General features: G+C 42.6%; 18 protein-coding genes. 6 read left to right on the forward strand and 12 right to left on the reverse strand.

Going from position 1 to position 20,763, the window contains the following annotated elements; genetic code table 11:
* The first annotated feature begins 75 nt into the window (after positions 1 to 75).
* Positions 76 to 1,821 carry an aspartate--tRNA ligase gene (gene aspS, locus CLV57_RS17915; protein WP_100342747.1) on the forward strand — a complete coding sequence of 582 codons (1,746 nt, stop codon included), beginning with the start codon at positions 76 to 78 and terminating at the stop codon, positions 1,819 to 1,821.
* A gap of 78 nt (positions 1,822 to 1,899) precedes the next feature.
* Positions 1,900 to 2,367 carry an FKBP-type peptidyl-prolyl cis-trans isomerase gene (locus CLV57_RS17920; protein WP_100342748.1) on the forward strand — a complete coding sequence of 156 codons (468 nt, stop codon included), beginning with the start codon at positions 1,900 to 1,902 and terminating at the stop codon, positions 2,365 to 2,367.
* Here CLV57_RS17920 and CLV57_RS17925 read toward each other — a convergent pair.
* A complete protein-coding gene (locus CLV57_RS17925; RefSeq protein WP_100342749.1) occupies positions 2,360 to 3,889 on the reverse strand; it encodes a serine hydrolase domain-containing protein in 1,530 nt (509 codons plus the stop codon). The two genes, CLV57_RS17920 and CLV57_RS17925, sit on opposite strands and share 8 nt — an antisense overlap.
* Before the next feature lie 138 nt (positions 3,890 to 4,027).
* Between CLV57_RS17925 and CLV57_RS17930 the strand changes: the two genes are divergently transcribed.
* Positions 4,028 to 6,181, forward strand: a complete 2,154-nt coding sequence (locus tag CLV57_RS17930) for a S9 family peptidase (RefSeq protein ID WP_100342750.1) — start codon at positions 4,028 to 4,030, stop codon at positions 6,179 to 6,181.
* A gap of 69 nt (positions 6,182 to 6,250) precedes the next feature.
* On the opposite strand, the gene CLV57_RS17935 is transcribed toward CLV57_RS17930, so the two are convergent.
* The 4 genes from CLV57_RS17935 to CLV57_RS17950 all read right to left on the reverse strand — a co-directional run bounded on the left by CLV57_RS17935 (position 6,251) and on the right by CLV57_RS17950 (position 10,497).
* Entirely contained in the window at positions 6,251 to 7,798 is a 1,548-nt protein-coding gene (locus CLV57_RS17935; protein ID WP_100342751.1) for a SulP family inorganic anion transporter, read from the reverse strand.
* Positions 7,799 to 7,951: 153 nt separating this feature from the next.
* Complete coding sequence (locus CLV57_RS17940) at positions 7,952 to 8,698, reverse strand: zinc ribbon domain-containing protein (protein WP_100342752.1); 747 nt, start codon at positions 8,696 to 8,698, stop codon at positions 7,952 to 7,954.
* Complete coding sequence (locus CLV57_RS17945; RefSeq protein WP_100342753.1) at positions 8,698 to 9,795, reverse strand: Nif3-like dinuclear metal center hexameric protein; 1,098 nt, start codon at positions 9,793 to 9,795, stop codon at positions 8,698 to 8,700. The genes CLV57_RS17940 and CLV57_RS17945 overlap by 1 nt, the downstream gene beginning before the upstream one ends.
* Before the next feature lie 339 nt (positions 9,796 to 10,134).
* On the reverse strand, positions 10,135 to 10,497 hold the full coding sequence (locus CLV57_RS17950; protein WP_100342885.1) for a TM2 domain-containing protein: 363 nt from the start codon (positions 10,495 to 10,497) through the stop codon (positions 10,135 to 10,137).
* Between the two features lie 322 nt (positions 10,498 to 10,819).
* On the opposite strand from CLV57_RS17950, the gene CLV57_RS17955 reads away from it, so the two are divergent.
* Complete coding sequence (locus CLV57_RS17955) at positions 10,820 to 11,833, forward strand: dipeptide epimerase (RefSeq protein WP_100342754.1); 1,014 nt, start codon at positions 10,820 to 10,822, stop codon at positions 11,831 to 11,833.
* Here CLV57_RS17955 and CLV57_RS17960 read toward each other — a convergent pair.
* Genes CLV57_RS17960 through CLV57_RS17970 form a run of 3 tightly spaced genes read right to left on the reverse strand, consistent with a single transcriptional unit; the run spans position 11,826 to position 13,742 of the window.
* A complete protein-coding gene (locus CLV57_RS17960) occupies positions 11,826 to 12,275 on the reverse strand; it encodes a 3-oxoacyl-ACP synthase (protein WP_100342755.1) in 450 nt (149 codons plus the stop codon). The two genes, CLV57_RS17955 and CLV57_RS17960, sit on opposite strands and share 8 nt — an antisense overlap.
* 8 nt (positions 12,276 to 12,283) lie before the next feature.
* A complete protein-coding gene (locus tag CLV57_RS17965; RefSeq protein WP_100342756.1) occupies positions 12,284 to 13,066 on the reverse strand; it encodes a molybdopterin-dependent oxidoreductase in 783 nt (260 codons plus the stop codon).
* A complete protein-coding gene (locus CLV57_RS17970) occupies positions 13,047 to 13,742 on the reverse strand; it encodes a cytochrome b/b6 domain-containing protein (protein ID WP_100342757.1) in 696 nt (231 codons plus the stop codon). Before CLV57_RS17970 ends, CLV57_RS17965 begins: the two co-directional genes overlap by 20 nt.
* A 250-nt stretch (positions 13,743 to 13,992) precedes the next feature.
* Between CLV57_RS17970 and CLV57_RS17975 the strand changes: the two genes are divergently transcribed.
* Complete coding sequence (locus CLV57_RS17975; protein ID WP_100342758.1) at positions 13,993 to 15,378, forward strand: NHL repeat-containing protein; 1,386 nt, start codon at positions 13,993 to 13,995, stop codon at positions 15,376 to 15,378.
* A 35-nt stretch (positions 15,379 to 15,413) separates the two neighbouring features.
* On the opposite strand, the gene radA is transcribed toward CLV57_RS17975, so the two are convergent.
* Positions 15,414 to 16,877 (reverse strand): DNA repair protein RadA, encoded by a 1,464-nt coding sequence (gene radA / locus CLV57_RS17980; RefSeq protein ID WP_100342759.1) that lies wholly within the window; start codon positions 16,875 to 16,877, stop codon positions 15,414 to 15,416.
* 89 nt (positions 16,878 to 16,966) lie between these two features.
* Between radA and CLV57_RS17985 the strand changes: the two genes are divergently transcribed.
* A complete protein-coding gene (locus CLV57_RS17985) occupies positions 16,967 to 17,149 on the forward strand; it encodes a hypothetical protein (protein WP_100342760.1) in 183 nt (60 codons plus the stop codon).
* 519 nt (positions 17,150 to 17,668) lie between these two features.
* Here the strand turns inward: CLV57_RS17985 and CLV57_RS17995 are convergent.
* The 3 genes from CLV57_RS17995 to CLV57_RS18005 form a co-directional block, all read right to left on the reverse strand.
* On the reverse strand, positions 17,669 to 19,219 hold the full coding sequence (locus CLV57_RS17995; protein WP_100342762.1) for an Rne/Rng family ribonuclease: 1,551 nt from the start codon (positions 19,217 to 19,219) through the stop codon (positions 17,669 to 17,671).
* 242 nt (positions 19,220 to 19,461) lie between these two features.
* Positions 19,462 to 20,307 carry a tetratricopeptide repeat protein gene (locus CLV57_RS18000; RefSeq protein WP_100342763.1) on the reverse strand — a complete coding sequence of 282 codons (846 nt, stop codon included), beginning with the start codon at positions 20,305 to 20,307 and terminating at the stop codon, positions 19,462 to 19,464.
* 20 nt (positions 20,308 to 20,327) lie between these two features.
* Entirely contained in the window at positions 20,328 to 20,621 is a 294-nt protein-coding gene (locus CLV57_RS18005) for an HU family DNA-binding protein (RefSeq protein WP_100342764.1), read from the reverse strand.
* Positions 20,622 to 20,763: the final 142 nt, after the last annotated feature.

Genomic DNA, 20,763 nt, shown 5'->3' on the forward strand with positions numbered 1-20,763 from the left:
ACCTTTCGCCTTAAAATACCTTTCAGCTTTCACCTCAAAACACTACTTTTGCAAACTTTACACAAAAACACTGCTATGCTACGTACACATACTTGCGGCGAATTAAATATCAGTCATTTAGGCCAGTTGGTTACTTTATGCGGATGGGTGCAAAAATCTCGCGATCTTGGCGGCACAACTTTTATTGATGTGCGCGATCGTTACGGTTTGACCCAATTGATATTCAACACCGATACTGATGCCACCCTGCGCGAAAAAAGCCGCGAACTGGGCCGCGAGTTTGTTATTAAAGTTAGTGGTACTGTTATTGAGCGTACCAACAAAAACACCAAGATACCTACTGGTGAAATTGAAATTGCCGTATCAGAACTTGAAGTGTTAAACGCAGCTAAAATTCCACCATTCTTAATTGAGGACGAAACAGATGGCGGCGAAGAGCTTAGGGCAAAATACCGTTATTTAGATCTGCGCCGTAACCCTATACGTAACAACCTGGTGCTTCGCCACAAAATGGCGCAGGAAGTGCGTAAATATTTAGACGGTTTGAACTTTATTGAGGTTGAAACGCCCGTGTTGATCAAATCAACCCCGGAAGGTGCGCGAGATTTTGTGGTGCCAAGCCGAATGAATGCAGGCGAATTTTACGCCCTGCCGCAGTCACCGCAAACTTTTAAGCAGTTGTTAATGGTGAGCGGTTTTGACCGTTATTTCCAGATAGTAAAGTGTTTCCGTGATGAGGATCTGCGTGCCGACCGCCAGCCGGAATTTACGCAGATAGACTGCGAGATGGCGTTCATTACGCAGGAAGACATACTGAATATATTTGAAGGATTGACCCGTCATTTGTTCAAAAATATTAAAGGCATTGAGTTTGACAACTTCCCGCGCATGCAATATGCTGACGCCATGCGTTTATATGGATCTGACAAACCTGACACCCGTTTCGGAATGCAGTTTGTTGAACTGAATGACCTTGTAAAAGGTAAAGGCTTAGGCATTTTTGATAACGCCGAACTGGTGGTAGGTATCAATGCTAAAGGTTGTGCAGAATATACCCGCAAGCAAATTGACGAGCTGACCGAGTGGTTAAAGCGCCCTCAGATTGGCGCTACCGGCATGATCTACTGCCGTTATAATACTGATGGCACTTTGAAGTCTTCAGTTGATAAATTCTATAACGAAGAAGAGCTTGCCAAGTGGGCTGCTGCGTTTGGCGCCGAACAAGGCGACCTGATGCTTTTGCTTGCCGGTAATGCTGATAAAGTACGCAAACAGTTGAATGAACTACGCTTAGAAATGGGTAACCGTTTAGGCTTGCGAGATAAAAATAAATTCTCGCCGTTATGGGTAGTTGACTTTCCGTTGTTGGAGTGGGATGAAGAAACTGAGCGCTACCACGCTATGCACCATCCATTTACTTCGCCAAAGCCGGAAGATATTGCTTTGTTAGATACAGCTCCCGGCGAAGTACGTGCAAATGCTTACGATTTGGTTATTAACGGCACAGAAATAGGTGGTGGTTCTATACGTATTCATGACCGCACTTTACAAGCCTTGATGTTTAAGCACTTAGGTTTTTCGCCAGAAGAAGCCCAAAAACAATTTGGCTTCTTGATGGACGCGTTTGAATATGGCGCTCCTCCGCATGGTGGTATAGCATTCGGTTTTGACAGGCTAACATCCATCTTTGCCGGTTTAGATTCTATTCGGGATGTAATTGCCTTCCCTAAAAACAACTCTGGCCGTGACGTAATGATTGATTCACCGTCAACCATTGCAGATGCGCAGTTAAATGAATTAAAAATTAAAACAGCGCTTTAACATTCTTTAACAGTATTAATAAAATAGTTAAGGTAATTTTGCGTTAAACTTGCGTTTGGCAAGTACCATAAATTGTATATGAAAAGATATTTACTGTTTTTCTGTGTCGCAATAGCTGCTATGTCAGCTTGTAAAAAATCTGATAAATTTGATGCGGCAGCACAGGCCAAGCTTGATGATGCGCAGATAGTTAAATATCTTGCCGATAGCAGCATTACTGCTACCAAAGATGAGTCGGGTTTATACTACCAAATAATCACACCCGGAGCTGCCGTGAAGCCAACTACCTCAAACGGTATTTTTATTACTTACGAAGGCAAGTTGATGACTAACGGAACTGTGTTTGACAGTAAAACAACGCCTTACTATTTCCCAAGCATGGATGGCCTTATTCAGGGCTGGCAAATTGGTGTTCCTAAAATTGGCAAGGGCGGTAGGATAAAACTTTTTATACCTTCTGGCTTAGCTTACAAAAATAATGACACCGGTTCTATTCCTGCCAATTCAGTTTTGATATTTGATATTACTCTGGTTAATTTCAATTAACTTTTCTGAACTCGTAAGGGTCTGACTCAACAAAGTCGGCTACCTTTACTCTTACGGCCACTACCCTCCCGTTTTCAATGGTAAAGGGGAATACCGTTTTACCATATATCGGATCAGAAAAGGTAGCGTAAAACCTTGCACCACCCAAGGGCTGCAGTTTCGCAAACATGCGGGGATGGTGTTCAAATCGCATTTCCAGATCATTGTTCTGACCACGAACTATCGTTACGTTTCCGTATACATTATTGTGGTATGTGCCTGTAAAACCGTTTACAGACGGCACTGGTTGTAAATTCAAGGCAACCGAGTCGCGCAGTTTCTTATCTGTTTGTAATTGAACCGCTTTTTCATTCTTTGAACGCGTTAAATATTGCTCACTGTAATTGCGGAAAGACCTTTTCAAAAACACATCCAACAGTTCCCATCTTAAGGCCTCATAAAGGTCGTTTTGGTCTGTGTTCGTAAGTATCACAATTCCCAAACGTTCATCGGGCACCAAAGTTACTGATGAAACGTAACCTGTAACACCGCCGTCATGCATCACCAGGTTATGCCCCGCGTAATCCTGCAGAAACCAGCCCAGACCATACAATTCATAATTGCTCTCGCCGGTTACATGTTTAACTCTTCCAACTATGTCTTGCGGAGTCCGTGTAGCAGCTATGGCAGTAGATGGTATAACCTGTCTTGGTCCAACCTTGCCATTGTTAAGCAGCGCCATAACCCATTTGCTCATATCATTTACAGATGATGAAATACTCATGGCCGGTGCCATGTTATCCAGTTGTCCATAAGGCACAGGTGTAAGGCGCTCATCATTCAAAGTATGGGCAACCGTGCGGTTCAATGATTTAGGCAACTCCGAAGTAAGAGCAATTGTATTACTCATACCTAACGGAGCAAAAATATTTTCCTTCAAATACGCTTCCCAAGTCTTGCCTGATACCCTCGGAATGATCTCACCTGCCATTAAAAATGCAGAATTGGTATACCCCCATTTCGTCCGGAAGGGATAAGATGTTTTCAGCAAGGCCATTTTTTCAATAACCTGAACGCGGTTAAGGTTACTGTTGTAAAAGGTAAAATCGCCTTGAAAGGTTTTTAGACCAAGCCTGTGGCAAAGCAGATCGCGCACGGTAGCCATTTCTGCCGCCGCCTTATCTTCTAACTTAAACCAGGGAAAGTATTTACTCACCTTGTCATCTAACGAAAGTTTATCAGCGTCAGCCAGCATAGCAGCTGCTGTCGCAGTAAAAGCCTTGGTATTACTGCCAATCATGAACAGCGTATTTTCATCCACCCCTTCATTAAGGCCCATCTCCTTAATGCCATAGCCCTTCATTAGCACCACCTGATTATCTTTTACCACGCACACCGCCATACCGGGAATACGCCAGTTGGTCATGGCCCGGTTAATGTACATGTCTAAACTATCTTTAATAAACAAACTTCTGTCTGCACGCTGACCAACGGCAACACTACCAAGCAATAACCAGCCGGCTAACAACAATATTCTTCTCATATAAATAACCGAGATAACAGGTTTATAATAGCTTAACGCTATTTCAGTTTATATTGATTTAATAACGGTTTAAAATATTAAATTTAACGCCAAAAGTAAGCATTAGCTTATTTAACATTAACTGAACTATTTATTCTCATGAAATTGTTGATAAAATTTTTATCGCCTCTTTTTGCGATTCTTTTATTAGGATACACAGCAAATGCCCAACGCTATTGGGCGCCAGATGGCTACCAGTACTATACCACTCAAAACGGCGAGATCGTATCTCTGGACGCGCGCGATGCTACTAAGAAAACCGTTCTTGCCAGCGTAGATCAACTTACACCACAGGGCGGTAAGGCTATTAACGTGCGCCGTTTTACCATTACTGCCGACGGCCAAAAGATCTTGATCAATACCAACACTAAACGCGTGTGGCGCCAGGACACCCGCGGCGATTACTGGTTATTTGACGCAGCCAACAAAACCTTAAAACAAATAGGCAAAGATAAGCCTGCGTCATCGCTGATGTTTGCCAAGCTATCGCCTGATGGCAGTAAGGTGGCTTATGTAAGCGGCAATAATATTTATGTTGAAGATGTTGCAGGTGGAACCGCAAAAGCGTTAACCACCGATGGAACCGATAGAATGATCAATGGCACATTTGACTGGGCTTATGAGGAAGAGTTTGATGCACGCGACGGCTTTCGCTGGTCGCCGGATAGCAAAACCATTGCTTACTGGCAGATAGATGCCCGCAAGATCAAAAACTACCTGATGCTGAACACAACTGATGCCACTTACCCTTTTGTAGTACCGGTTGAGTATCCTGTAGCCGGTGAAGATCCAAGCGCCTGCAAAATAGGTGTAGTTGACGTAACTACTGCCCAAACCAAATGGATGGATGTGCCGGGAGATAACGTGCAGCATTATATTCCGCGTATGGAGTGGACCACCAATGCAAATGAACTAATTTTGCTGCAATTGAACCGTCCGCAAAACGAAGAAAAGATTTTTATCTGTAATGCACAGACCGGTGCTGCCCGTTCCATCTATCAGGAAAAGAGCGATGCATGGGTTGATGTACGCGGTAACGCTGTTGGCTGGGATTGGGTAAAGCAGGGCAAAGCCTTTTTATTACTAACAGAAAAGGACGGCTGGAAACACATTTATCGCGTTGGCTTAGATGGTAAAGAAACTTTGCTAACTCCAGGCGATTACGACGTGATCAGCATTTCAAGAATTGATGAAAAGAACGGATTTATCTATTTTATCGCATCGCCGGACAATGCTACTCAGCGTTACCTGCACAGGGTAAAACTGACCGGCGGCCGTGCGGAGCGCCTGTCGCCTTATGCTTTGCCGGGCACCCATAGCTATGATATATCGCCAAATGGCAAAGTGGCCATACATTCGTTCCAAAACAGTTATACAGCAGCTGCAAGCGAAGTGATCAGTTTAACGGACCATAAGTATATTAGCGGTACCCAGATAAAACTGAACACAGCTGCTAAAAACAAGCCTGAGTTCTTCAAAGTGAAAACCGTTGATGGTATTGAGATGGACGGCTGGATGGTGAAGCCAACCAACTTTGACGCTTCTAAAAAATATCCTGTTGTATTTTACGTATACGGCGAGCCAGCTACCCAAACCACTGCCGATACTTACAGCGCAGGCAAAAATTCAAGGTATGCCGGCAGCATGGCGGATGATGGTTACATTTACATATCTGTTGACGGACGCGGATCACCGGCTCCTAAGGGTGCTAAATGGCGCAAAGCTATTTACCGAAACATAGGCATCATTAACATTCGCGACCAAGCTATGGCTGCTGCGGAAATATTGAAATGGCCTTTTGTTGACCCAACCCGGGTAGCGGTACATGGCTGGAGCGGTGGCGGTTCTTCAACCCTTAACCTGATGTTCCAGTATCCTGAAATATATAAAACCGGCATAGCGGTTGCAGCGGTTGACTATCAGCTAACTTATGATAACATCTACCAGGAGCGCTATATGGGCGTACCAACTAATGATGAGGGACGCTCCTATTTTATCAAAGGATCGCCGGTTACTTACGCCAAGAACCTGAAAGGCGACCTACTATATATTCATGGTACAGGCGACGATAATGTGCACTATAATAATGCCGAGTTGCTGATAAACGAGTTGGTTAAGTACAACAAACCATTCCAACTAATGTCATACCCTAACCGTTCGCATTCCATATCAGAAGGCGAGGGTACTACCAAGCATTTGCAAACCATATTCACCAAGTTTTTGAAAGAGCATTGCCCACCGGGAGGCAGATAGTAGGTAATTACTGCTGATAAAAGTTTATTAAATGAAAGGGGAAATGTAATATCTACATTTCCCTTTCATTTATCTGTCAATAGCTACACGATAAGTTGGGTCTTCCATAATATTAACATCTATAACCTCATCAGCATTTTTAAGGAGCGTAAGGCAATCTTCGCTTAAATGGCATAAGTGTAATTTCTTACCTGACTTTTTATATTTCTCTGTAAGTTTATTCAAAGCTTCAATAGCAGACATATCCGCAACACGGCTATCTTTAAAATCAATCATCACCTCAGCTGGATCATTTATCACGTCAAACTTGTCATTAAAGGCTGTAACTGAACCAAAAAACAGCGGACCAAATATTTCATAGTGCTTAACACCCTTATCATCAATATACTTCCTCGCCCTTATTCTTTTGGCACTTTCCCAAGCGAATACTAAAGCAGATATAATTACGCCTACGAGTACTGCTAAAGCTAAGTTATGCAAGCAGACGGTAATTAGCGCCACTAATACACCCACAAAAATGTCTTGCCTGGGCATTTTGTTGATGATACGGAAACTTGCCCATTCAAACGTGCTGATAGCAACCATTATCATTACACCTGTTAAAGCAGCCATAGGCACGCGCTCAATAACCGGTGCGCCAAAAAGTATAATTACAAGTATAGTTAAAGAGGCGACAATACCTGATAACCTGGCACGCGCACCTGCAGAAAGGTTAACCAATGTTTGCGCTATCATTGGGCAGCCTCCCATCCCGAAGAAAAAACCATTCAATATATTGGCACTGCCTTGAGCAACTGCTTCACGGTTGCTGTTGCCGCGGGTGCCGGTTATTTCATCAACCAAATTTAAGGTAAGCAAACCCTCTGTAAGGCCAACACCTGCCATAATGAGGGAGTATGGGAAAATTATGGTAAGCGTATCAAGTTTAAAAGGCACTGATGGAATATGAAACGGCGGAAAGCCGCCGCTTACAGTTGCAATGTCACCCACTGTTTTGGTATTTATGTTGAATACTAATACCATCACAAATACTACAACAATTGCAATTAACGACGGTGGTACAGCCTTTGTAAGTTTGGGTACACCTATAATAATGACTACCGTTAATGATACGAGTGCCGCCATCATATAAAGAGAGGAACCTGTAAGCCATACAACTTGCCCGCCAACAATTGTTTTAAACTGTTCCAGCTGCGCCATAAAAATAATTACCGCAAGGCCGTTTACAAACCCATACATAACTGGTTGAGGCACTAACCTGATAAACTTGCCCAGCTTAAATACGCCAACAAGTATTTGAAAAACTCCGGCTAACGCTACCGCTGCAAAAACGTATTCAATGCCGTGCGATTTCATTAATGCTATCAACACTACAACAGTTGCACCTGCACCACCTGAAACAAGCCCCGGCCTGCCGCCAAATATTGCTGTAACCAAACCCATAATAAAGGCAGCATACAGGCCGACTAATGGTGGCAAACCGGCAAGAATAGCGAAGGACAAGGACTCGGGCATCATGGTCATAGCCACAGTAAGTCCTGCTAAAATTTCATTTTTATAGTTGATCTCGACAGAAAAATCAAAAAGTTTGAACTTAGAAACTGATGTTGGTAGCATGTTTTTTGAACTGTATTGGCGGGAGATTCCTGAACATTATTGATCAGAATTTACGCGCTGACTGTATATAATGCGGGCGTAGCGTAATTACGCATAAGCAAAAAAGGCGAAAGGTAAATTTACCTTCCGCCTTTTTAAATAAGATTTCATAGCTTATGCTTCAGTGCCTTCAGCTTCGGCCATGTGCTCATCGATCAATATACGACCGCAATGCTCGCATACGATTATCTTTTTACGCTGACGGATATCAGATTGACGCTGTGGCGGAATCTGGTTAAAGCAACCTGAGCATGAATCACGCTGAATAGTTACTACAGCCAAACCGTTTTTAGCGTTTTTACGCAAACGGTTATAAGCGAATAACAAACGGTCATCAATGTTCGGGATAGCTTTTTCTGCCTGTGCATTCAATTCTGCTTCGTCTTTTTCTGTTTCGGCAGTAATGGTATCCAGCTCAGCTTTTTTAACGTCAAGGTCAGCTTTGCGCGATTCTAATTCAGCTAAAGCTTTCTCGTAAACCTGAGTTTTTGAAGTGATCTCGAAACCAAACTCACGGATCTTTTTCTCGCTTACCTGTATATCCAGACCTTGAATTTCAATTTCTTTTGAAATAGCATCGTACTCTCGGTTGTTTTTAACCTCGTTTAGTTGCGTCTCGTATTTTTTAATATTTGCCTGAGCGTCTCTGATGATATTTTTGCGTGTTACAATATCATCCTCCAGATCATCCAGCTCGCTTTTTATTTTTTGAATGCGGGTTTCCAAACCGGCAACATCATCCTCAAGGTCGGCAACCTCCATAGGCAGCTCACCTCTTACCTGGCGTATCTTATCAATCTTGCTGTGGATGGTTTGAAGTTCATATAAAGCTTTAAGCTTTTGTTCAACGGTTTGTTCCATTAAATATAGTATTTGACAGGGTTTGTATTTATTTCTGTTAAACGGACGGCAAAGTTACTAAATTTCTTTTGAATTATTTCACACAATAATTGCTGTGTAAATTGCTCACTTTCAAAGTGTCCCACATCTGCAATAACTATCTTACCCTCGGCATCAAAAAACTCATGATATTTATAGTCGGCAGTAACAAAAAAGTCGGCCCCGGCGGCAACGGCCTGCTTCAGCAAAAACCCTCCGGCCCCGCCGCAAACAGCTACCTTCTTAACGGTTTTATAGCGCAGTTCAGTATGTCGTATCACCTGCGCATTCAATTTATCTTTTACCATAGACAAAAATTGCTCTTCATCCATGGGTATTTCCAGTTCGCCTATCATTCCCGAGCCTACCTGCTGGTGCTGATTGGTAAGATTATACAGATCATAAGCCACCTCCTCATAAGGATGCGCCAATACCAGTGCCATCAAAATTTTGCTTTCCAGGTTAACCGGATAAATAGTTTCAATTTTAACCTCGCTTTCGGTGTGGCGTTCACCGGGCTCACCAACATAAGGCGTTGTATCGTCGCCGCCTTTAAAAGTGCCGCTGCCGGCGCTGCTAAAGCTACACTCGCTATAATTACCAATATTGCCTGCTCCCGCATGGAACAACGCGTTGCGTACCTGCTCCGCATGGCTATTGGGTACATAGGCAACCAGCTTTTTAAGCAAGCCTTGTTTGGGCGCTAACACACGGCAATTTTGTAAGCCTAATGTTTGACAAATACGGGCATTAACACCGGTGTCGATGTTATCCAGATTGGTGTGGATAGCGTAAATAGCAATGTTGTTACGGATAGCCTTTTCAACTACGCGCTCCACATAGGTTTTGCCATTAAATTTTTTAAGGCCTTTAAAAACTATAGGGTGATGAGATATAATGAGCTGGCAGCCAGTAGCAATGGCTTCGTCAACTACCGCTTCAATGCAATCTAATGATATTAATGCCTGATGGATCTCCATATCGGGATTGCCCACTATCAGACCGGCATTATCATAATCTTCCTGATAGCTAAGCGGCGCCAGGCTTTCCAGGTAAGCGGTAAGTTGAGCTAATTTCATATATGAGCTAAGCTATCAATATCGCGTTCAAATAGAAAATAAATTATTTATTTCAGTTTCAAAGGATCGACAAGGGGATCGAAAAAACTGCATAACAAACAGAGATCAAAACACCGGGCAATATTTTCTGTGGCGCTAACCCAACCGGTTTACCACTGCTTGCCTTGTTTTGATCTCTTTGTAAAAGATGCTTTGATCCTTTTATTTTCTTTTTGCCTTATTGCCTTTTACCTTGTTAAGGTCTGTTTGCAAAATACTTTTTAACTCTTTATCAAAATTGGTTAAAAGGCTATCGGCTAATTGTTGATCTATAATTTTCATTGTGTAAAGATTTAATTGTTAAACACTCATTTTAGCTATCTGGAAACTTTCGTAAGCCATTTTACGGTTAAAATCTGTAGCAATTTGTTTGTGGTTTACCAGGTCAACAATTGTACCTATGAAGCACAAACCACCGGTAAAGAAGTAAAGTATACCCATGCCTATTTGACCAACCAGGAAGCGCTGAATACCAGCTACGCCGAAAAAGCCAATTAAGGTAAAGATCAATATGTCTTGCGGGCTTTTGCGCTTGCCGGTGTAGATCAGGTAAAAGTGTTTCTTCTGATTGTCACTTAGCTCGGCAGTTGCCTGTTGCAAAAAGGTAAGTTCTTCGCTGGTTACACCTGGCATTGACATGTATGGGTTGCTGTAGTAGTCCATTGTAGTAAGTATTAGTTTGTTTGTTTTAGTTTGTTGATTCAAAAGTAAGTTACAAACTAAAACGGGCACATGCAAAATAGGTTAGCCTGTTCAACATCTCGGTGAAAATGGTTTTTTGGGCGGTGAAAAAATTGGATAAAGGATGAATATCGGTGAAAACAGCCGTTCGTTTACTCACCCCGACCACGCTTCGCTGTTCGGCCCTCTCTTCGCCTTCGGCGGAAAAAGGGTAAGTGGGAGATTGTAATTCCAATCTCCCCTCTCTATGCAGTAGAGAGGGGGCAGGGGTTGAGTCAAATTTTATTAGCTTTGCCTGTATAATATGAAGCTAAGCTACCGGCCCTTTGATCTGTTACTGAAGCACAGCTTCACCATTTCCGGTCATTCGCGGGTATCAACGCCGCTAATGTTGGTTGAAATTGAGCACGAAGGCTTTACCGGCTACGGCGAAGCCTCAATGGTGCCATATTTAGGCGAGAGCATTCAGAGTGCAACAGCCTATCTTGATAAAATAGATATAACCAAATTTAAGCATCCCTTCAACTTTCCGGAGATACATCAATATTTAGATAGCGTTAGTATTGGCAATACTGCCATAAAAGCTGCTGTTGACATTGCGCTGCATGATTTGCATGGGAAACTCACCAACACACCTTGTTGGCAGTTAGTGAAAAGCAACCCGGTTTTAATGCCGCCCACAAGCTTTACCATTGGTATTGATACACCAGTTACCATGCGCGAAAAAGCTACGGAAGCCACAGGGTTTGAAGTTATAAAAGTTAAGCTCGGCAGCCCTGATGATAAACTTGCCATATCGGCCATACGGTCTGTTACCGACGTACCTTTGTATGTAGATGTAAACCAGGGTTGGACAGACCGCGCCGAAGCAATTGAAATGATTTGGTGGCTATTTGAGCAAGGCGTAGTTTTAATTGAGCAGCCTATGCCGAAGCACGATGTAGAGGGTAATGCATGGCTTACCGCCCAAAGCCCCATACCTATTATTGGTGACGAAGCAGTGCAGCGCCTCACCGATGTAGAAACAGCCATTGATGTTTACCATGGCATTAATATTAAGCTGATGAAATGCACCGGCATGTTTGAGGCTAAACAAATGATAGATAAAGCCCGAGAATGTGGTTTGAAAATACTTATTGGCTGCATGAGCGAAACCAGTTGTGCTACACTGGCTGCTGCAGCGCTGGCGCCCCAATGCGATTGGGCCGACATTGACGGACCGTTTTTAACCACCAATAACCCTTTTGCCATGCCTCCCTTTTACAATGGCAAGTATATACTTGGCGATGATGCCGGGCTTGGTTTAAAGATTATCTGACTTCTTTTATTGAATAGTTTTTTCCGTTCAGGTTAAAACTCTCACCCGCTTTCAAACCTTTCATTTTTTGACCTATGGGCGATGCTAAAGAAATAGCAAAGTACTTAGTACTGTCCAACTGTAAAGAGCCGGCGCTTATGGCTACGTAAAAGTTTCCGGAGTTGGTGAACACAATACTCCCATTATCCACTACTGATGATGGAATTAACGGCACCTGCTGCAACTGTACTTTAAGCTTATTGGCTTCGTGCAGTTGCGCCATGTTGCGGTTACTTTCCTGCTGTGCCATTTCGCGCCCTGTTTCGTATTTGTCGCCTGCGCTGCTTTTAGTATCTTCTTTGGCGGCCTGTTGGGCCTCAATAATACCTTGCTGAGCGGCATCAATACTGCGCTGCACATACGCAAGGCATGCGTTATATAACTCTTGTTTCAGATCTGACATGGGTTAGATTATAGTCCTGAATAGTAATCGTAGCCTCGCTCGGCCCAGTAATCGCGCGGGCGCTCATTGGCAAAACTAATACTGCCTATGCGCTTTATGTTTTTAATACCGTATTTAACCGGGATGATCAGCCGTAACGGCGCCCCATGTTTAACCGGCAGCGGCTTTCCGTTAACTTCATAAGCCAGTATAGTTTGCGGATGCGTGGCGCTTGGTGTATCTATACCTACATAGTAGCCCTTATCGGGCGTTTCCATAGCTACGTATGCAAATTTAGTTTCTTCCTGAAGATTATAGTGTGCGATCAGATCAGCGAATTTAACACCGCCCCAGTGGGAGATCTGATCCCAGCCTTCAACACACTTAAACGCAAAAATTATCTCGGTTTTTGGTAGCGCCTTTATATCAGCCAATGATAGGTTCAATACCTCGCCGGAGGCCTTATTTATCTGCAATTTCCATTCGGCTACGTTAAACGGCGTTTTCAAATTCATCCCCACCGAGCTGTTGTACCGTACTGTTTTTGCAGCCATGGATTTGGGGTAGGTTTTAACCAGATGTTTATGACTGAATCCGCTGCGAAATATCTTTTCGTTGTTATTCAAAGCATCGCGTAAGGGGGCACGTGTTCCCTTTGTTGCAGCGGGCATTTCAAGCGGCGACTTATACAGCCAACGCCATGAAAAATAAACGCTTGCTGATAACGCCGTAAAAGCACCGAACGAAATGAATGTCCGTCGGCTGATCTTTTGATCAACAGTTAGCGGTTTTTTATTTTTCTTCGGTGTCATTACTTTTCCTGTTAATTGAACGCTTGTCGGCTACTACCTCAAACCCGGTAATAACCGATTGAAAATTTTGCCATCCCGCTAAAATTACCTGAATTATGTGTATCAAAAAAAACAGCACGTAACCTATGGTTAGCACAAAGTGCCATATTCTGGCTAAATGATAGCCGCCACAAAGCCAGGTGAGGTAATAAAACTGTACCGGTTTATATATGGCCAAACCTGTTATTACCGAACCAAAGCCCATTATAATAATTGCCGTATAAGCTATACGCTGTGCGGCGTTGTACTTTTTTTGCGGCGGAGCTGTTTTACGGATGTGCAGATCATGCAGCAAAACCAGCCACGCCTCTTTAAATGAATTTTTATTGGGCAGCAACTGTCGCCACTCGCCAGAAATGGCTGTATATAAAACATAAAAAAATCCGTTTAACGTAAAAAACCACATAAACAGAAAATGAAAAGCCATCCCTTCTGAAAGGCGGTGCGGTATCTCCAGGGCATCATAAAACCATTTAGGAAAGAAACGTACGTAAGTATGACCAAACAGCGTGATTGAATAAACATCGTTAGCCCAATAAATAAGCAATCCGCTCCATATCATAACAGCAAGCAACGGAAAGTTGAGCCAGTGAAACCAGCGCATAGCTAACGAATGCTTTTCTTTTATAATTTTCATGCAGAGTTGCCCGGAATTGTTTATTTAATATACGCCGAATACTTGTTCAAGGATGTGGACATAAGGTCCAAATTTATGTTAATATATGTTAAAATGATTTAATAACCTGCCAACAATGGTACAATTGCTATACATTTAACAAATTTATTGTAGCGGGCCGGTAGGCAAAACCGTTTAAACAACTACTTTTGTACCCTGCGGCCAAAACGATTTAATTACTATTTTTTGGCCCTAAGCATATAACATTAACATGAAGAGATATTTATCAGGCAGTTTTGTAGCTTTTTTAATAGTGGCTTTGTTTATCAGTAGTTGTAAAAAATCTGATCCACCACCGGTTGAGATCAATATTGGAACAGCTCCTATCATAACCAATGTAACACCTTCATCTGTTAGAATTGGTGGAGAATTATTAAGCATTGGCGATGCTATGACCTCGAACGGTATATGCTATAGCGCTACCAACGCCACGCCTAGCGTGGCGGATTCAAAAGTTGCCGTTGACTCTTTAGCCTTCGTTTTTGGAGGAAAGCTTAACGGCTTAACACCTGCAACTAAATATTATGCCAGGGCATACGGAATTAACAAGGCCGGAACATTTTATGGAGATGTGATAACTTTCACAACTCCATCTTCAACGTTTAAATTGGATGTTGACGTAAGTACAATTGCCGGCAGCAGCACATTTGGTTTTGTGGACGGAACCGGTGCCAACGCCCGCTTTGACGGCCCGCAGGATATAGCTTTTAACAGCAAAACCGGTTTGTTGCAATTAACAGATGTGGTAAATAACGCCGTCAGAACAGTGTCTGCAACAGGTGATGTACTCACACTAACCAATTCCGGTCGTGGCTATGTAAACGGCAATTTGGCAGATGCCCGTTTTTATGGCAGCAGAGGAATGGTAGTTGATGCCGCGGGCAACACATACGTTGCTGATGCCGGCAATCACGCTATCAGAAAAATTACAGCGGCAGGTGTGGTTACTACTTTTGCCGGCTCACCAACAGGCAGCGCAGGTTACGCTGACTCAACTGATCCGTTGAAAGCGTTATTTAATGTTCCACGCAGCCTTGCTTTAGATGCGAACGGTAATTTATATGTTGCCGACTTTGGCAATAACCGTATCAGAAAAATAACATCTGCAGGCGTAGTTACTACATTGGCAGGCGATGGTATAGCTCGATATGTAAATAGCGTTGCAGCCAATAGTAATGTAGCATCATTTAATGGCCCGGCTTCTGTTGCAATTGACGCACAAGGCAGCCTTATTGTTGCCGATCAGGGAAACAAAGCTCTACGTAAAGTAAATGTAACAACGGGCATAGTAACCACTATAGGTGGTGGTCCAAATTACCCTAATCAAATTGGTACGCCTGTAGCTATAACCATTGATCCGCAATCAAATATTTATATTGTTGATAAAGGCGGTCAGATATTACAGCTGCGCGCTTCTTCAAAATCGCTTTACGTGCTTGCAGGTAAAGCAAACACAACTGGTTATGCTAACGGAACAGGCGCAACATCTTTATTTAGCTCGCCAACCGGTATCGCTGTAGATGCAGCCGGAAACGCCTATGTAGCCGACTTTGCCAACAACGTGGTACGTAAGCTGGCTATTACTGTTACTCCATAATTATAAAAAGGTGGCGTAAACAATTACGCCGCCTTTTATCCAAATAACAAGCCAAACACTTCCTCAATATTAGCTACAGGTTTTATTTGAATGGTGTAGCGCGAAAGGTCAATGCTTATCTGTTTGCCTTTACCGGCCTGCGGCAGGTTGTATTTTGAAATAAATATCTGCTCAAAGCCAAGCTTCTGCGCTTCGGCAATTCGTTGCTCTACTCGGTTTACAGCCCTTATCTCGCCCGACAGACCGATCTCGCCGGCAAAGCAGGTTTTAGCAGGTATGGGCATATCCTCATGCGATGATATGATGGCAGCAGCCAAACCAAGGTCAATAGCCGGGTCTTCCACCCTTATTCCCCCCGTTATATTCAAAAACACGTCTTTAGCGCCTAATTTAAAGCCACAGCGTTTTTCCAACACGGCCAGCAGCATGTTCATACGTTTGGTGTCGAAACCGTTGGCATTACGTTGAGGGGTACCGTAAGGAGATGTGCTTACCAATGCTTGTGTTTCAATTAACATAGGGCGCATACCTTCTAAAGTAGCAGATATGGTTATGCCGCTTAACTGCTCATCGCGCTGCGATAATAGTATTTCTGATGGGTTTGAAACCTCGCGCAAACCTTCACCCAGCATCTCATATATACCCAACTCTGACGACGAACCAAACCTGTTCTTTACAGTACGTAAAATGCGGTAAACATGGTGCCTGTCGCCTTCAAACTGCAAAACGGTATCAACCATATGCTCCAGTATTTTCGGACCGGCAATCATACCATCTTTGGTGATGTGGCCAATTAAAAACACCGGCGTAGCGCTTTCTTTGGCAAAGCGCAGCAATTCTGCTGTACACTCCCTAACCTGAGATACGCTGCCAGGTGTAGATTCAATATGTGCCGAATGCAGGGTTTGTATAGAGTCGACCACCACCAGGTCGGGTTGTAATTCTTCTATTTGCTTAAATATGTTTTGGGTGGAGGTTTCGGTGAGGATGAAGCAGCTCTGGTTGCTTTCGGATTTCGGATTTTTGATTTCGGATTTTTCGTTAACTGCTAACTGCCCACTGCTAACTGCGGACAATCTCTCCGCTCTCATCTTTATTTGCCTATCGCTTTCCTCGCCGGATATATACAGTACTTTTTGCCCCGGCATGTTTAGGGCGAGTTGCAGCATCAGAGTTGATTTACCTATACCAGGCTCTCCTCCTATTAACACCAACGAACCCGGCACTATTCCTCCACCTAAAACGCGGTTAAATTCAGCATCAGGTGTAAGGGTACGGTGTTCTTCGGTGTAAGTAATGTCATTTACGGCTACGGGTTTTGCTGCGCGTTGCTGCGTGGTTGAATTACTAACTTTCCAGGTTGGGACCGAGGTATTGGGTTTTTCCAATACTTCCTCAACAAAGGTATTCCATTGCTGGCACGACGGGCATTTGCCCAGCCATTTGGCGCTTTCAAAGCCGCAACTTTGACAAAAATATGCTATCTTGGTTTTAGCCATTGAGTTGATGTGCAGATATGCTTGTGTGCAAATGTGCGGATTATATTATGATTATCAAATTTGATTGCTAAATTAATTAGCATATTACTATGCATAACGATTGCAAAATAAGATTGGAGTGGGTGCCGGAGGCGTACCGTGTTGATAGCGTTGAAAACGGCGTTATGCAGGCTACTGCTACCTCATTCAACAATTCCCTTGTTTCTGTCAAGCCTAAGCCTTCATTGCGAGGCAGGAAGCTTCCTGTGAAAAAGCGATATAATCAATTATAGATATTGTAAAAGTAAAGCGCCAAACTGACAACAATTACTGAAGAAAAAGCAAGGTATGACAGATATGCATACGGCGGATAGTTCAATTTAAAACGTTGAGACGAATATTTTTGAATTGACAATTCAATAATCCATCCCAACGTATAAATTGCATTAAGCCAAAAAGCTATTGAAATATAAACAAGCGGAATAGAGACATAGCTTATGAAGAAACTTAACAGGCCTACCCCAAGCACTATAAAATTGTAGGTAATCCGCCTGATTTCCCACCATAAAATTACTTGGTTCCATTTTCTGTTTGTGTTGGTTATTGTAAGGATACTCATGGACAAGGTGAATAAGTTGTAAGCAAGTAGATAATAAAATTACAACTATTTGGCGCAAGTTAGACAAGCATTCTATTTTATTTAGTTAAGTAGAACTCCTATATCCATGTAAAGCATTTATTGTCTCCCAAAGCAAAAAGTGCAGATGCTAATTAAAACATCTGCACTTCTGCATATCTGCTCATCCGCATATCTAAAGCTTTATTTCTTCATCTTTTGATGAGAAGAAACGGAACTCCGTCATTTGGTAAGATGGGTTGCTTTTAACCTTTATCCACTGGTTATATTTAAAGAACCATTTCATCTGTAAGCTGATGATTCCCTTTTTAATATACGCTTCAATATACGGGTGTACGCATAAAGTTATGCCACGCTCGTTTTGTTCAAGCAGTATATAATTAAAGTTGTTCTCTATATCGTCCAGCAATAAAACGGTTGGCCTTATGGTGCCTGTACCATGACAAGCCGGGCAAACCTCGCTGGTAACAATATTCATTTCGGGCCTAACACGCTGACGGGTAATTTGTACCAGTCCGAATTTGCTTGGCGGCAAAATAGTGTGCTTAGCCCTGTCATGCGCCATTTCGGCACGTAAAAAGTCAAATAGCTCTTTACGGTTAGTTGGCTTGTGCATGTCAATAAAATCGATCACCACAATGCCGCCCATATCGCGCAGGCGCAGTTGTCTTGCAATTTCTTTAGCAGCCTCTTTATTCACCTGGAAAGCGTTCTCTTCCTGGTTTTCTTTGCTTGCTGTGCGGTTGCCGCTATTAACATCAATAACGTGTAACGCTTCGGTATGTTCAATAACCAGGTAGGCACCGCCCGCCAGGTTTACCGTTTTTCCAAAGGCACCTTTAATTTGTTTGTCCACCCCAAAGTGGTCAAATATCGGGTCTTTGTGTTTATGCAACTTTACGATGCTTTCCAGATCAGGAGATATATCGCGTATGTACGATTTTACCTCTTCAAATAAGCTGGCATCGTTTAGGTGAATACTTTGAAAATCGGGATTTAAAATATCCCGTAAAATTGTTGAAGTACGGCCAATTTCGCCCAATACTTTCTTCCCCGGCTCTACCGCAGGCAGGCGCGTAACAAAGGCTTCCCACTTTGATATCAGATCAAGCAGGTCTTTTTGCATTTCGATTACACCTTTTCCTTCAGAAACGGTGCGGATAATAACCCCAAAATTTTGAGGTTTTATGCTTTCCACTATCTTGCGCAAACGCGTGCGCTCGGTGTTGCTTTTTATTTTCTTTGATATGGATATCACATCAGAAAAAGGCACCAGCACTACGTAACGTCCGGCAATAGACAAATCAGAGCTTAAACGGGGACCTTTGGTAGATATAGGCTCCTTAGCTATCTGCACAGGAACAAGCTGGTTTTTGGTCAATACGTCAGAGATCTTTCCTCCCTTACTTATATCTTCTTCCAGCTTAAGGCCATCCAGCAATTTTGATTTGTAACTGCCACCACGCACCTGCTTGGTCAGTTTTAACAGGCTTTGCACCTGCGGACCAAGGTCAAGATAGTGCAGAAAAGCATCTTTCTCGTAGCCAACATCGACAAAAGCGGCATTTAGCCCGGGCATAAGCTTTTTAATGCGCCCGAGATAAATATCGCCAACAGTATAATTGTTGCTTATTTGTTCTTTGTGAAGCTCAACGAGTTGTTTATCCTGTAATAATGCAATGGTAGCCCCGTTTGGGGATGAATCGATAATTAATTCTTTTATCAACTGCTACTCCATTTCTTATAATGCCCGTTTAAGCGTACTTAAAGGCATATCATTAGGGTAAAAAAACAATAAATGCGTATCTGCTTTGCTACAAAAGCAAATAAGGGGGCATATAGCCCCTCATCTTATTTCTTTTTGTGCCTGTTTTTTCTTAAACGCTTTTTGCGTTTGTGAGTAGCCATTTTATGTCTTTTACGTTTTTTACCGCTTGGCATAATAATAATTTTTTAAATGTGTTTAACTTAATTTTGTAATTCCTTTATATACTGGTCAATGCGCTGAGTAAATGTTGGATCAGGCATTAATTCCTTGCATTTTTGGTAAGCCGCAATAGCTTCTTGTTTTTTGCCTATTTGCTTGTAGCTTTCAGCTAAATAGAAATAAGCTTCAAAGTCGGGCTTAATAGCTATAAGCGTTTTAAAACGCTGTACAGCTTTGTCATACTGGCCAGATTTCATGGAGAACAGACCAAGATTCATGTTAGCCGCAACGTTGTTAGGATCTTTTTCAACCACCTCGCGCAATAACGCTATACCTTGCATTGGGCCGGCACCGCCATTAACATAAGCTACACCTAAACCTGTTTTAGCATCAAGGCTGGCAGGGTTAAGTTTAGTAGCATTTTGAAATGCCTCAACAGCGTTGCTTACAAAAGTAGGCGCCGCGGCTGTATCTGCCGACATTTTAGAGGCATCGTTAAAGCGGTTACCCGCATTCATCCATTGATTAAACGTATTTTCTTTGCGGGCAAGTGCCATATAATAAAAAGCGGCAGGAGCAGGCTGATTTACATCATCCCAGCTTTTTGCCAGTTGCTTTTGAATATCAGTTTTTTCCGCGTCGGTAGTTGCCTTTTGAAGTTTGGCTTCCAGATCAGTTATCTTTGCAGAAAGCCCTCCGCCAATAGCCGCTTTGGCTGTGGTAGAAACACTTTCAACGGTTACTTTAACTGCAGGGGCAGCAGCAGCTTCATTCTGAGGGGTATCGTGGCTACTTTCGGCCTTGGTCAGGGCTTTTAAAGGCTGAACATACAAATAGCCCATAACTAACACAATGGCTGCTATAAATGCTATTTGTTTTGTTCTCATATCCTTTAATTTTTTAATGCTTATTTAGAAGCTTTGTTACCGGTTTTTACTTTCTCAACAAAAGTTTTTGCTGGCTTAAAGCTTGGTACAAAGTGCTCAGGGATAATAATTGCAGTATTTTTTGAAATGTTACGAGCTGTTTTCTTAGCTCTTTTCTTAATAACAAAACTACCGAATCCTCTAACATACACGTTCTCACCGCTTACCATAGAGTTTTTCACTACTTTGAAAAACGCCTCAACTGTTTCCTGAACGTCAACTTTTTCTATACCTGTTTTAGATGAGATCTCGGTAATAATTTCTGCTTTAGTCATGTTTTATTTTTCCTTTAATATATTATTACTTAACTGATTTGGGGTTGCAAAAGTATCTTTTTATCGGCAAAGTTTGAAATAATTACGGCTTTTTTTTTGCCGGGGTATCAGCTACACCATTATATATTACAAATGCCACACA

The sequence above is a fragment of the Mucilaginibacter auburnensis genome, assembly GCF_002797815.1.
Classification (GTDB): domain Bacteria; phylum Bacteroidota; class Bacteroidia; order Sphingobacteriales; family Sphingobacteriaceae; genus Mucilaginibacter; species Mucilaginibacter auburnensis.

Bases quoted from the DNA above. Each gene is read 5' to 3' on its own strand.
- CLV57_RS17975 (WP_100342758.1), top strand. From the start codon at position 13,993: ATGAAGAGATATTTATCAGGCAGTTTTGTAGCTTTTTTAATAGTGGCT.
- CLV57_RS17955 (WP_100342754.1), top strand. From the start codon at position 10,820: ATGAAGCTAAGCTACCGGCCCTTTGATCTGTTACTGAAGCACAGCTTC.
- aspS (WP_100342747.1), top strand. From the start codon at position 76: ATGCTACGTACACATACTTGCGGCGAATTAAATATCAGTCATTTAGGC.
- CLV57_RS17925 (WP_100342749.1), bottom strand. From the start codon at position 3,889: ATGAGAAGAATATTGTTGTTAGCCGGCTGGTTATTGCTTGGTAGTGTT.
- CLV57_RS17965 (WP_100342756.1), bottom strand. From the start codon at position 13,066: ATGACACCGAAGAAAAATAAAAAACCGCTAACTGTTGATCAAAAGATC.
- CLV57_RS17985 (WP_100342760.1), top strand. From the start codon at position 16,967: ATGCATAACGATTGCAAAATAAGATTGGAGTGGGTGCCGGAGGCGTAC.
- CLV57_RS17920 (WP_100342748.1), top strand. From the start codon at position 1,900: ATGAAAAGATATTTACTGTTTTTCTGTGTCGCAATAGCTGCTATGTCA.
- CLV57_RS18000 (WP_100342763.1), bottom strand. From the start codon at position 20,307: ATGAGAACAAAACAAATAGCATTTATAGCAGCCATTGTGTTAGTTATG.
- CLV57_RS18005 (WP_100342764.1), bottom strand. From the start codon at position 20,621: ATGACTAAAGCAGAAATTATTACCGAGATCTCATCTAAAACAGGTATA.
- CLV57_RS17935 (WP_100342751.1), bottom strand. From the start codon at position 7,798: ATGCTACCAACATCAGTTTCTAAGTTCAAACTTTTTGATTTTTCTGTC.
- radA (WP_100342759.1), bottom strand. From the start codon at position 16,877: ATGGCTAAAACCAAGATAGCATATTTTTGTCAAAGTTGCGGCTTTGAA.
- CLV57_RS17930 (WP_100342750.1), top strand. From the start codon at position 4,028: ATGAAATTGTTGATAAAATTTTTATCGCCTCTTTTTGCGATTCTTTTA.
- CLV57_RS17945 (WP_100342753.1), bottom strand. From the start codon at position 9,795: ATGAAATTAGCTCAACTTACCGCTTACCTGGAAAGCCTGGCGCCGCTT.
- CLV57_RS17940 (WP_100342752.1), bottom strand. From the start codon at position 8,698: ATGGAACAAACCGTTGAACAAAAGCTTAAAGCTTTATATGAACTTCAA.
- CLV57_RS17950 (WP_100342885.1), bottom strand. From the start codon at position 10,497: ATGGACTACTACAGCAACCCATACATGTCAATGCCAGGTGTAACCAGC.
- CLV57_RS17960 (WP_100342755.1), bottom strand. From the start codon at position 12,275: ATGTCAGATCTGAAACAAGAGTTATATAACGCATGCCTTGCGTATGTG.
- CLV57_RS17970 (WP_100342757.1), bottom strand. From the start codon at position 13,742: ATGAAAATTATAAAAGAAAAGCATTCGTTAGCTATGCGCTGGTTTCAC.